This window comes from Maritalea sp. S77, assembly GCF_049801075.1.
Lineage (GTDB): Bacteria > Pseudomonadota > Alphaproteobacteria > Rhizobiales > Devosiaceae > Maritalea.
The window spans coordinates 1-12,412 of sequence record NZ_JBNAGG010000002.1; the positions used below are offsets into that span (position 1 = coordinate 1).

General features: G+C 51.8%; 12 protein-coding genes. 10 read left to right on the forward strand and 2 right to left on the reverse strand.

Going from position 1 to position 12,412, the window contains the following annotated elements; translation table 11 throughout:
* Window positions 1–246: 246 nt before the first annotated feature.
* Window positions 247–1,269 carry an IS110 family transposase gene (locus tag ACP15Y_RS07690; protein ID WP_424982476.1) on the reverse strand — a complete coding sequence of 341 codons (1,023 nt, stop codon included), beginning with the start codon at window positions 1,267–1,269 and terminating at the stop codon, window positions 247–249.
* Between the two features lie 162 nt (window positions 1,270–1,431).
* On the opposite strand from ACP15Y_RS07690, the gene ACP15Y_RS07695 reads away from it, so the two are divergent.
* Together ACP15Y_RS07695 and ACP15Y_RS07700 are read left to right on the forward strand one after the other, a co-directional pair.
* Window positions 1,432–2,142 carry an ATP-binding cassette domain-containing protein gene (locus ACP15Y_RS07695; protein ID WP_424982477.1) on the forward strand — a complete coding sequence of 237 codons (711 nt, stop codon included), beginning with the start codon at window positions 1,432–1,434 and terminating at the stop codon, window positions 2,140–2,142.
* A gap of 32 nt (window positions 2,143–2,174) precedes the next feature.
* Window positions 2,175–2,783, forward strand: coding sequence for a GNAT family N-acetyltransferase (locus ACP15Y_RS07700; RefSeq protein ID WP_424982478.1), 609 nt, complete (start codon window positions 2,175–2,177; stop codon window positions 2,781–2,783).
* Between the two features lie 7 nt (window positions 2,784–2,790).
* Here ACP15Y_RS07700 and ACP15Y_RS07705 read toward each other — a convergent pair whose 3' ends face one another.
* Entirely contained in the window at window positions 2,791–3,291 is a 501-nt protein-coding gene (locus ACP15Y_RS07705) for a ClbS/DfsB family four-helix bundle protein (RefSeq protein WP_424982479.1), read from the reverse strand.
* A 182-nt stretch (window positions 3,292–3,473) separates the two neighbouring features.
* On the opposite strand from ACP15Y_RS07705, the gene ACP15Y_RS07710 reads away from it, so the two are divergent.
* The 8 genes from ACP15Y_RS07710 to ACP15Y_RS07745 all read left to right on the forward strand — a co-directional run bounded on the left by ACP15Y_RS07710 (window position 3,474) and on the right by ACP15Y_RS07745 (window position 12,411).
* Window positions 3,474–5,837: a bifunctional diguanylate cyclase/phosphodiesterase gene (locus ACP15Y_RS07710; RefSeq protein WP_424982480.1), complete on the forward strand. Its 2,364-nt coding sequence runs from the start codon at window positions 3,474–3,476 to the stop codon at window positions 5,835–5,837.
* Between the two features lie 139 nt (window positions 5,838–5,976).
* Window positions 5,977–6,474: a MarR family winged helix-turn-helix transcriptional regulator gene (locus tag ACP15Y_RS07715; protein WP_424982481.1), complete on the forward strand. Its 498-nt coding sequence runs from the start codon at window positions 5,977–5,979 to the stop codon at window positions 6,472–6,474.
* A gap of 60 nt (window positions 6,475–6,534) precedes the next feature.
* Window positions 6,535–7,470 carry a tripartite tricarboxylate transporter substrate binding protein gene (locus ACP15Y_RS07720; RefSeq protein ID WP_424982482.1) on the forward strand — a complete coding sequence of 312 codons (936 nt, stop codon included), beginning with the start codon at window positions 6,535–6,537 and terminating at the stop codon, window positions 7,468–7,470.
* A 57-nt stretch (window positions 7,471–7,527) separates the two neighbouring features.
* Window positions 7,528–7,944: a hypothetical protein gene (locus ACP15Y_RS07725; RefSeq protein WP_424982483.1), complete on the forward strand. Its 417-nt coding sequence runs from the start codon at window positions 7,528–7,530 to the stop codon at window positions 7,942–7,944.
* A gap of 11 nt (window positions 7,945–7,955) precedes the next feature.
* Window positions 7,956–9,455: a tripartite tricarboxylate transporter permease gene (locus ACP15Y_RS07730; protein ID WP_424982484.1), complete on the forward strand. Its 1,500-nt coding sequence runs from the start codon at window positions 7,956–7,958 to the stop codon at window positions 9,453–9,455.
* Between the two features lie 8 nt (window positions 9,456–9,463).
* Window positions 9,464–11,122: an alkaline phosphatase family protein gene (locus ACP15Y_RS07735; protein ID WP_424982485.1), complete on the forward strand. Its 1,659-nt coding sequence runs from the start codon at window positions 9,464–9,466 to the stop codon at window positions 11,120–11,122.
* 112 nt (window positions 11,123–11,234) lie between these two features.
* Window positions 11,235–11,990, forward strand: a complete 756-nt coding sequence (phnF, locus tag ACP15Y_RS07740; RefSeq protein ID WP_424982486.1) for a phosphonate metabolism transcriptional regulator PhnF — start codon at window positions 11,235–11,237, stop codon at window positions 11,988–11,990.
* Entirely contained in the window at window positions 11,983–12,411 is a 429-nt protein-coding gene (locus ACP15Y_RS07745; RefSeq protein WP_424982487.1) for a phosphonate C-P lyase system protein PhnG, read from the forward strand. The genes phnF and ACP15Y_RS07745 overlap by 8 nt, the downstream gene beginning before the upstream one ends.
* The last annotated feature ends 1 nt before the right edge of the window (window position 12,412 follow it).

Here is a 12,412-nt window from a genome sequence, read left to right on the forward strand (position 1 = left end):
CCAATGTCCTGTGTGGATGGCTCCGTAATTGCAAGTACTTTTTGTGACTTATTTCCGAGATCAGATACAGTCCTGTGTCCGGCCTATTGATGCAGGTTTATGCTGCTGGCCCTGATGATTTCCGCGAACCAAGTCCCATTCCGCTTGGCGGACTATTTATGTCCCCGGACATTGGCGGGGTGTCTTGGCTCTCCGGCTGGCCCGGATATTCATCACATCATACGTTCTTGCAAACTTATTCTCTTTTTAGGTTGTACTCATCTCCCTGTACGGTTCGCCATTGGTGAGCACCGCCCATGCTATGCGAGCTGTTTTGTTTGCCATAGCAACGGCCGCGAGCTTTACGGGCTTGCGCTCGAGCAGGCTGAGCATCCATGGATCAGCTCTTTCAGGTTTGGTTTTGGCAGCGCGCACGCGACTTGCCATGCCGTTGACCAAAAGCTTGCGTAGATATTGATTGCCCATGCGACTTATGCGCCCCAACACTTGTTTACCACCACTCGATTTGTTGAGTGGCGTCAGGCCGATCCAGGCAGCAAAGTCGCGAGCACTTCGAAACTGCCTTCCATTGCCGATGGTCGCAACGATGGCGGAGGCTGTTAGGGGCCCGATGCCGGGTATGGTTCGTAGTAGTTCAATGCGTTCATCCTGCTTGGCCTGCTCAGAGATGGTCTTGTCCAGCCTGGCGATGCGCAAATCAAGATCAATCAATTGATCGCACAGCAGCGCAATGACATCTTCAGCACTCTCGGGAATTTCCAAAAGTTCGCCAACCTGCATCTCGCGCGCAAGGCGGCGCAAATGATCAATGCCTCTGGGAATAATAATCCCAAACTCGGCGAGCAAACCACGGATCATGTTTACCAGCTGGGTGCGTTGATTGATCAGTGCCTGACGAACACTATGTTGGCTTAATATAGCTTGCTGGTCTTCTGTCTTGATGGCCACAAACCGCATGCTGGGACGTGTGACAGCCTCGCAGATAGCAGCAGCGTCTGCCGCATCCGATTTGCCGCGTTTAACATAGGCTTTTACGTAAGTGGCTGGCATCAATTTTACTTCATGACCCAGCGTCGTCAGCTCACGCGCCCAATAATGGCTCGATGCACAAGCCTCTATACCAATCAAGCAGGGGGCTAATTTTGCGAAGAAGGGCAGCATTTGGGCGCGACGTAAGGGTTTGTTGAAAGCGACCGATCCATCTTCATAAACGCCGTGGACCTGAATAACATTCTTGGCAAGATCAACGCCAATTGTGATAATCTGCATTTGTGGCTCCTATACTAGCAGTGATAACACCTGCCATTATGGCGCATTTAACGCCGGTGTGTAGGAGCCATCCACACCATCCGCTATTGGGATTGTTGCGCAATAGACAAGACTCAGGCTCCAAATGACGGTTTTGAGCCCCTGACACCCAAATGCTGCACATTGGCGAACGGCCGCTTCCGTACCAGCGCCCGGAATTCGAAAGAGAAGCGAGAGAATGCGCGCAAGGTGCAAATGGTGTTTCAGGACCCCTTTGCGTCACTCAATCCGACCCACACCGTGCGTCATCATTTGGCGCGCCCGCTTTTGCTGCACAGCCGTGTGCCGGAAGGTTCGACCTTGGAAAAGGAATTGGTGCGTACGCTTGAAGATGTGGAATTGGAGCCCGGCGTGATGTTGGACAAGTTTCCGCATGAGCTTTCTGGCGGTCAGCGCCAGCGGATCAATTTGGCGCGGGCTTTGGCCGTTGGCGCAGAATTGATTATCGCAGATGAACCTACATCAATGCTTGATGTGTCTATTCGCCGGTCAATTTTGAACTTGATGAACCGATTGAAAAAAGATCGCGGCATCACGTTTTTGTACATTACACATGATTTGGCCACAGCTCACTATTTGACGGAAAATACGGCTGTGATGTTTGGCGGGCGCATTGTGGAATATGGGCCATCTGACGCGATTGTACGCGACCCTCAACATGCATATTCGCAATTGCTTTTGTCATCCGTGCCGAACGCGCACACGCGGATTAACGCCGATTTTGAACATGCACGTGACTTTTCTAAGTTTGCCGATAAAGTGCGCGCGGAAACAGCAGCCAGCACAGGCGGATTGGAAGAGATTGCAACTGGACGTTTTGTGCGCGCTGCATAAAACCGCATTTGCATGTTGATGGAGGTAAGCTGATGGCAAATATTTCTCAGTTTTGTGTGCGTCCTGCGCATATAGAGGATGAGGCAGCCATCAGTGATATCTGCGTGCGCACGGCTGCCAGTGGTGAAGATGCGCGGGAAAATTATTCTCGACGTGATTTACCTGGCATGATTTGGGCTGTGCCTTATGTGCACCATAATCCAGACCATTGCTTTGTGGTTGATGATGGGAAGGGGACGGCCATTGGCTATATTGTCACTGCGGCCAATACCCGAACCTACGAGGCATGGCAGAAAACAAATTGGTGGCCGCGGGTGGATGCGTTTTTGGCTGAGTTCGAGCCGCAGACGGAAGGCGACCACAATTTTCTTGAGGCTTTGGCGCAGAACCAAAAGCCAGCACCCGACTATGCCGATGAATATCCCGCTCATTTACACATAAACTTGCTGCCGCAGGCGCAAGGTGGTGGGTTTGGCGGAAAGCTCATGCGTACTGCACTCGACCGTTTACGTGCAGACGGTGTGAGCGGCATCCATTTGGGCGTCAATCGTGAAAATCACCGGGCGATCGGATTTTATAAAGCCATGGGCTTTGAACAGATTGCAGATGATGGTGCACCAATTTTTGCGCGGACACTCTAGGCGCAAATCAGCTTTTTGCTGCACGAATGCGGGCACGCAGATATTTTGCGGCTGAACGATAATGACTTGGCCCGGCAGCTTCTGCCCAACGGCCGGGTGTCCAATCATTATTGGCGCCCTTCATCGGGCCGCCATAGAGCTCTTTGTCACTATGTGCTGCCATAAACTGGCGAATTTTTTCGTGATTGGTCCGGAGAAGTGCCACCGCATCTGCCCAACTCAACTGGGCCTGTTGCTTGCGCAATTCGCTATTGTAGCGTTTGAGTTCTGACCATTTATAGCCTTTGGCCGGGAAATATACTTCTTTTCCCGCCATGCCGTCATGGTACCAACCAAGGAACAATTCAATCCAGTGTGCGCGATGGCCGATAACGTCTTTGATGGACGTGTCATCTTCATCCAATTGGAGGGCAAATTCGGCATCAATCGTGTCGATCAGCTTGTCCAGCTTGGCAAACTCTTTGTCGGTAACCTCAATGAGGTCGTGCTTAGTTGTTGCAGCAGGCATCACATATCTCCTTTGCGGCATCAGAATGACGCAAAATGAATTGGCTGCATTGACCTTGGTCAAAAAAGCGCGTTTTAGGCTCCATTGGTGCTGAAAATGTTGATTTTAATGTGCATTAAATAAGGAACATATTCAATATTTCGTAAGGGTTATTGGGGTAACGTCCGCCTAGGAGAGATATTATGTTGCGTGTGATCAATTGTATTGCGTACGCACACGACCTTGCTTTGGTGGCTTTGGCAGCAGTGATCTGCGCCGTTGGTGCCTTCGTGTCCGTACATTTGCTCAAGAAGGTTTTCGCTACCACATCGCGGGCGCGATTTGCGTGGGGATTTATTGGTGCCATCGCCGCAGGGTCAACCATTTGGTGCACCCATTATGTAGCTATGCTGGCATTTGAACCGGGCGTGCCGGTATCTTATGACTTTGGTCCGACACTTGTTTCTTTGATTGTTGCCATTCTCGGATGCATTGCTGCTTATGGCTTGGCGAGCGAACGTTTTGCCTTTGCCGCGCCTATCGGCGGCACAGTGTTCGGTTTGGCCATCTCTGCCATGCACTATATGGGCATGACGGCCTTTTCGGCGCGGGCGCTGCTGGCATGGGACATGAATTATGTGGTTGCCTCCGTATTGCTTGCAGTTGTGCTTGGTGCACTAACATTCACCTTTATGGACAAATTGCGCGGCGCGAAGAGCATTGCCATCGGCTCCGGTGTGATGGTGCTGGCGATTGTCAGCCTACATTTCACCGGTATGGCTGCGTTGGAAATTAGCCCATTGGCACCTGATGCTGCAGACGCGACTGTAGCGGAAGCTCGAAATATGATTGCTGTTGCTGTTGCCGGGGTATGTCTTTTGGTTTTGGGCACTGGTGCGGTGGCGTTCTTTTTGGATAATCAAGCACGCGCATTTGCAACCATCCGTTTGCGGCATTTGGCGGAGAGCGCAGTGGATGGCATGGCCGTTGTGCGCGACCAACATGTGATTGGCGCCAACAGCGAATTTGCGCGGATGGTGAAAATGAGCAAGGCCGATATTGTTGGGAAACCCGTGGCCAAATTCATTGAAAATGTGGCGCAATATCAAGAAGGCAAGTTGAGCGCGACGGAATTGAAGCGCGAAGATGGATCTGGCCTGCCCGTTGAACTGGCGGTGCAAACTGAGCAGGTGAGCGAAGATGGTCAGCCTTTGACGGTTTTGGCGCTGCGCGATATTAGTCAACGTTTGGCGCAGGAAGAGAAAATTTCGTTTCTGGCGCAATATGACAGCCTCACAGGTCTGCGCAACCGCGCAACATTTTTGGAAAATACGCAAAACATCTTGGAATGGGGTGGCAATGACAGCGCCTATGCGGTGATCGCCATCGATCTAGATCGCTTTAAAGAAGTCAATGATATGCATGGCCATGTGGCGGGTGACCGTGTTTTGGGCTGTACCGGCAAACGGCTAAAAGAGGTTTTGGCATCGCACCAATTTGCAGCTCGTATTGGTGGCGACGAATTTGTGGTGTTTTCAGAAATCAAATCCAAAGATGATGCTATTCATTTGGCCGAAGTTTTGGAGCGCGAGCTGGGGCAAGATATTGAGCATGACGGTGCAGTTTTGAGCTGCCCAGCCAGCTTTGGCATTGCGCTTTATCCAGATGATGGGCAGCAGATCAACACATTGCTGAACAATGCTGATTTGGCCATGTATCGCGCTAAATCTTCGGATGATCAGCAGATTTGCCTATATGACAAAGGAATGGATGACACGATCCGCAAACGGCGTCAGTTGGTGGATGAATTGCGGTTGGCCATTCAAAGTGATCAGCTTGAGTTGCACTATCAAGTGCAGATGAATGTGCCGGATGAAACAGTTGCTGGATATGAAGCGCTGGTGCGTTGGCGGCACCCTGAAAAAGGATTGCTGCCGCCAAATGTGTTTATTCCGCTGGCGGAGCAAACAGGCCTTATCACCATGTTGGGTGAATGGGTGCTGCGCACCGCTTGCCACGAAGCCGCAAACTGGGAAAGCGGACTGCCTGTGTCGGTTAATCTGTCACCGGCGCAGCTAACCTCCACAAATTTTGTGGAGCAGGTCCAAGATATTTTGCTTGAAACGGGCCTGTCGCCAGAGAAGCTTGAATTGGAAGTGACCGAGACAAGCTTCATTACGGACCAGAAGAAAGCGATTGCGGTTTTGGAGGCGCTCAAGGCAACGGGAATTTCCATTTCCGTTGACGATTTCGGTACGGGCTATTCGTCACTGGCGATGTTGCGGTCATTCCCGTTTGATAAGATCAAGCTCGATAAATCCTTGATTGACGATATTGACAATAATCAAAAATCCAAAGGGATGTTCCGCGCGGTTCTCTCGCTTGGCGATGCTCTTTCTGTGCCGATTTTGGCGGAGGGCGTGGAGAATAAAGAACAGCTTGCCTTCCTGCTTGAGCATGGATGTCAGCTGGTTCAGGGCTATTATTATGGCAAACCGGAGCGACATGAAGCGAGTTCGCCGTCGCAGGTTGCGCCGGCCAAAGTGGTGGGGATCAAACGATCCTAGAGTCCAATTTTTTGGTGAGATGGTAAGCACGACAGGTGAAATCCTGTCGTGCTTTTTTTGCGCGCTTGAATGACGAAATTTAATATGACTTGTCATTAAATGATAAGTCATGTAATTTCATCTTTGGGGGATGAGTGAAATGAACAAGAAGACGACATCCGTTTTACGGTTGGATCATATTCCAGACACCGCCAGTGACTTGTCGGTTGCGACACAGCGTTTGGCCCGGCTTTTGCGTGGGCAGATTTCGATGTTGCTGGCAGCAAATGGCGAGTTGGGGCTGGTTGAATGGCGGATCTGTCTTGGCATTTCACAAAGCGAAAATCCATCGCAAAAAGACCTTGTTGATTTTGCGGGTATTGAACAAGCACAAGTCAGCCGCGCGCTGATGAAGCTTGAGCAAAAGGGCATCATTCAATCCAAACAATCTGACCATGATCGTCGGGTTCGGATATTTAGCCTAAGTGAAACTGGACAATCTTACTTCGAACGGGTGGAGCCAGTGATTGCGACCTATCACCAGCAAATTGATAGTGTTTTGAGCGAGGCGGAGAAAGCACAATTCCTCGACATGGTTGAACGCGTGGCCAAGGCGGCGCAATTGGCCAGCAATGATGAAGCACAACAAGCGGGCTAACCGAAGGGTCGGCGCGCGCTGAACATGAACGGCTTCGGCTGAAGCGATTGGGAGGACAAAATGAAAAAGTTTATTGCAGTTGCATGTGCGGCGATGATGACAATGACTGGGTCAGCTATGGCGCAAGATTGGTCACCATCAGGATCAGTTGAGTTGCAAATCGGCTTTGGTGCCGGGGGCGAAACTGATACGCTCGGCCGCGTGATCGCCGCGACGATGGAAGAGCAAACTGGCTGGAACGTTGTGCCACAAAACAAGCCTGGCGGCGGCGGTATCGCAATGTTTACGGGCCTATTGAACGCCAAAAATGATGGCTCGGTTATCGCTATGGGCGTTTCCATGCCTGTGTTGATCAACCTCACTTTGCGCGGTGACCAGTTGCCATTTGATTTGGACAGCTTTGATTATCTCGGCACGGTGACCCGCGCGCAATTGGCAATTATTGCCAAAGCGGACGCTCCGTTTGATGACATGGCGAGCCTTGTTGAATATTCAAAAGAGCAGGGCGGTGTGCCCGTTGCGTTTGATGCCAAGCCGCAAGAATTGATGCTGATGGCGCTGAATGAGCAAACTGGCGCTGGTTTCAAGCTGGTTTCAACCAAAAGCTCTGCTGAGATGGTGCAGTTTGTTTTGGGTGGGCAGGTCCAAGCCTCTTTCAATGCGGGCACGCACATTCAGTATTTGGAAAAGGGCGACGTGAAAATGTTGGCCAGTGCCAATGCGGACCGTCATGCCTATGCTGAAGACGTGCCAACTTTGCAAGAGCAAGGCTACGACCTTTACACAGACCCATATTTCTATTTTGCAGCGCCAAATGGGCTTTCTGATGATGCAAAAGAAGCGTTGGCAGCGGCATTGGACAATGCCATCAAGTCTGAAAAAGTGCAGGATGTGGTCACCAATGTGATGCAAAACAGCACTAACAATTTGGGCCCTGAGGGCACAAAGAAAATGATGGAAGATGGACTGAACAGTGTTGGCGATCTGTTCAACTAAGCATGAATTGGCTGCCCCTAATTTGGGGCAGCCTTTCCCTTTTTCAGGACAGCATTCATGACTGATCGATTGACTGGTGTGGCCGTCATTTTGTATGGTACGGCGCTTTATTTCCTGATCACACCTGGTGCGACGGAAACGGTAGGGTATGGCTGGTTACGGCCAAACACGGTGCCGAATGTTATGGCAGTGATCATGATATTGGCTGGCACCACGCTGGCGCTTGCAACACCGCAAGTTCAGCAAATCGACTTTCCAAAAATGGCGCGCGCCGCCGGCTTTTTGTTGGTGATAGCAATTGGCCTATGGGCCATGGCGCAGTGGCGATATCTGTTTGTTGCGCCCATCTTGGCGCTGGTGTTGATGCTGCTGGTGGGAGAACGTCGCTGGTCTTGGTTGATGGTGGGTGCACTGTTGCTGCCCCTGACCATCAGTTTTTTGATTGAATATGTGCTGGAACGCCCTTTGCTCTAACTGGATAATTTATGGTCGATCTTTCCGTCATTTTAGCTGGGTTTGCTGACGCCTTTACGCCCATTAATCTGCTGTTTGTGGTGTGCGGCGTGATGCTTGGCCAATTTGTGGGCGCAATGCCCGGCATTGGCCCCGTAATGGCGATGGCTATTGCCATTCCCTTCACCTTTGTGATTGACCCGCTGCCAGCCATCGCCTTTTTGGTTGGCATTAACAAGGGCGGCCTCGTGGGCGGCGCGGTGCCTGCGATTTTGATCAATACGCCGGGCACGCCCGATGCAGCGGCCACTGCGATGGATGGGCATCCGTTGGCGCAGCAGGGCAAGCCGGAAAAAGCCACCAAGATGGCGCTTTATTCCTCTGTCACAGGTGACACATTTTCTGACATCGTGTTGGTGACCATTTCCGCGCCGCTGGCGCTGGTGGCGCTGAAAATGGGGCCAGTTGAAATTCTGGCGCTGATGGTTTTTGCATTCTCCGTGATTGCTGGTCTCGTGGGCAAGAGCATTTCAAAAGGGATTATCGCGGCGGCGCTCGGCATGTTGGCTGCGACGGTGGGGCTGGACCCGGAACATGCAACTCCGCGCTATTATTTCGGTTATTTTGAGCTTTACGATGGCTTGCCCTTGGCGGCGGTGGCCATCGGTATGTTGGCTGTTGCTGAGATATTGCGGCGGTTGGCCAGCAGCAAAAAAGGTTCCACTGCGGCGATTGCGCAGCAAAAGGATATGGTGCCGGCGGATCGGCGGGTGAGCTTTGCCGAATATTGGGCGTGCCGTTTTACAATGCTGCGCGGTGCGTTTATTGGCACAATTCTGGGGGCATTGCCCGGGGTTGGCTCAACGGCGGCAGCCTTTATGTCTTATGCGGCGACCAAAAAATCGTCCAAAGATCCGGAGAGTTTTGGCAAAGGCAATTTGCAGGGGATCGCTGCGGCAGAAAGCGCGAACTCTGCGGTGATGGGAGCGAACCTGATCCCGCTTTTGACGTTGGGGATACCCGGCAGTGTGGGTGCGGCGCTGATTATTTCGGCTTTTGTGATCCATGGAATTCAGCCGGGGCCGTTGCTGTTTGAAGAGCAGGGGCGGCTAGTCTATGGCCTATTTGGCGCGATGATTATGGCGAATTTCGCTAATCTGTTTGTGGGGCAGTTGGGATTGCGCTTGTGGTCCTTTGTTATCCGGGCGCCGGAATCCCTGATCTTTTCCACTGCCATTTTGCTGTGTATTGCTGGGGTCTATTTGGCGACGGGCGGCTTGTTCGGGGTGATCATTATGTTGATGGCCGCGGCGCTTGGCTATGTGATGACTAGCTTCGGCTTCTCACCTGTGATTTTCATCATCGCCTTTTTCCTTGGTGGGCGGTTTGAAATTGCCCTGTCGCAAAGTCTTGTCTTGTTGGATGGCAATGTTTTGGCCTTGATCAACTACCCCATTGCTTTGGCCCTGTTTGCGATCGCGCTGATCACCATGGTTTGGATGATCTGGGCTGATCGCCAAAAAGAATTATAGAGGTTTTTATGACCCAGAAGAAAAATGTTCTTTTCATCATGTTTGATCAGCTTCGGTTTGATTATTTGAGCTGTCAGGGCCATCCGCATTTGCAGACGCCGCATATGGACCGTTTGGCGGAAAAGGGCGTGCGCTTTACCCGCACATATGTGCAGTCGCCGATCTGCGGTTCGTCGCGCATGAGTTATTACACAGGCCGTTATGTGCATAGCCATGGGGCACAGCGGAACAATTTTCCGTTGAAGGTGGGCGAGTTTACACTCGGCGATCATCTGCGGAATGGGGACATTGATTGCTATTTGATCGGCAAAACCCACATGCAAGCAGATGAGGCTGGGTTGAAGCGGCTGGGCATTATGCCCGATAGCGTGATCGGCGCGCGGCAATCAGAGTGCGGGTTTGATGCATATATTCGTGATGATGGCTTGTGGGCTGAGGGCGTCGGTGGTCTTTATGACAGCAAGCGCTCGCCCTATAATGAATATCTGAAAGATAAAGGCTATGTGGCGCAAAATCCGTGGCATGACAATGCCAACGCCGCGCTAAATGAAGAGGGCGATATTGCCTCTGGCTGGTTGATGCAAAATGCGGATCAGCCTGCCAATATCAAGGAAGAAGATTCCGAAACTCCCTGGCTGACCAGTCAAGCGATCCAGTTTATGGAAGAGCGGCGAGAGGCGGATAAGTCTTGGCTTTGTCACCTGTCCTACATCAAGCCGCATTGGCCTTACATTGTGCCTGCGCCTTATCATGACATGTACGGGCCTGAACATATTTTACCTGTGAAGCGCAGTGACCAAGAGAAAGCGCATCCGCATCCGGTCTATGGCGCTTATATGGAAAATTTGGTGGCGCAGAGCTTCTCCAAGGATGAGGTGCGCGAGAAGGTGATCCCCGCCTATATGGGGCTGATCAAACAATGTGATGATCAGATGGGGCGGCTGTTTGCCTATTTGGAAGAAACTGGGCAAATGGACGATACCATGATCGTGATCACATCTGATCATGGGGATTATTTGGGCGATCATTGGTTGGGTGAAAAAGACCTTTTCCATGAATGTTCCGTCAAGGTGCCGTTGATCATTTATGATCCGAGCGCCGATGCTGATGCGACACGCGGGACGGTGTGTGATGAGCTGGTTGAAGCTATCGATTTGGTTCCGACCTTTTTGGAATGGTTCGGGCAGGACATTCCAAACCATATTGTCGAAGGGCGATCTTTGATGCCGTTTTTACGCGGCGAACAGGTGGAAGATTGGCGAGACTTTGTGATCTCCGAATATGATTATTCCACCACATTAGCGGCCGAAAAATTGGGTCTGGAGCCTGCGGATTGTCGCCTGTTTATGGTCGCGGATAAGGTTTGGAAAATGGTGCATGCTGAAGGGGATATGCGTCCGATGTTGTTCAACCTGAACGACGACCCGGAAGAATATTACGACCTTGGCGATAGCGCGGCGCATTATCCTGTGCGTGAGCAGATGTATCGGCATTTGGGCACATGGGCGCGGCGCATGTCGCAGCGGACGGCCATTTCTGATGACCGCATTAAAATGATGCGGGGGAAAGCGCTGGATAAGGGCATTTTCCTTGGGCTTTACGATGGGTCGGAAGTGCCGGAGGAAAAAGTGACACCCATTAAAGGCAAAGGGCAAAAAGCCACCTAACGCTCCCAAATCAAATTCATCTGCCATTGTCATTTAGACGTCGAAGAAGCGTCACAATAATGTAGTGCGGCCACCATAGATTTCGATTCATTCGAACGAATTGTGGTGAGCTATGGCCGATTCAAAATGGATATTGGTGCGCAACGCCATTGATGCCGAGATCAAAGCTGGGCAGCTGAAGCCGGGTGCGCGTTTACCAACGGAGCCAGACCTTTGTGCCAAGTTTGACGCGGGTCGCCATTCAGTGAGGCGGGCGATTGCGGCTTTGTCGATTGAAGGCAAGGTGCGCACGCAGCAAGGCAGTGGCACATATGTGGAAACGCCTGAACTGATCAAATATGTGATCGGTCGGCGCACACGCTTTCGGCAGAACCTACGAGAGCAAGGGTTGGCACCGGGCGGCAAAATGCTGGGCCATAGTGTGGGCAAGGCCGATGAAAAAGTTGCGCAGGCACTTGGCATCAAGCCGGGCGATCAGGTGATCCGCATTGAACGGCTGACCACGGCGGACAATGTGCCCATCGCTTATGGCACGGCCTACAAGCCTTATGATCGTTTCCCCGATTATATCCATCGCCGTACGCAGCATAAGTCTGTGACCGACACTTATAAAAGCTATGGCATTGAAGATTATGTGCGGGCCGACACGACTGTCTACACTCGCCAGCCGCGCACAGCGGAGGCCCATGCCCTAGCGCAGCATCCGCAAATGCCAGTTATGGTGGTGAGCTCCATCGATGCGCTGCTTGATGGCACGCCTATCAGCTATTCGCAGGTGGCATGGGCCAGCGCGCGCGTGCGTTTTTCACTTGAAGTTGAACCAGAAGATTTTCCGATCCCGTTAGAAATGGAGCGCCAAAATGGCTGACCAAGAAAGCCGCCATGCCTTTGTGCTTGCAACACTGGCCCGTGGCAATGATGCCGAAATCAAACAGTTTGCTGAGCAATTGCTGGCAGACATTGATGAAGTTGAAGTGATCAAAAACCGCACTGGGCTGGTGATGCTGCCCATGCGCGACACGGTGGATGGCACGGCCTTTCATTTGGGCGAAGTGCTGGTTGCTGAAGCACATATTAGGGCGCTGGGCCAAGAAGGCTATGGCATGAAAACCGGACGTGATTTGGAAGCGGCGATGGCCATCGCGGTAATCGATGTTGCATGGCAAGCGGGCCATGAACTTTCAGCCATCAATGCTTTTGTGGCGGCGCAGGCTGATGCCATTGCGGCAAATGACAATCAACGCATGCGGGCGGTGGAAGCCACGCGCGTTAATATGGAGACATTTTAAT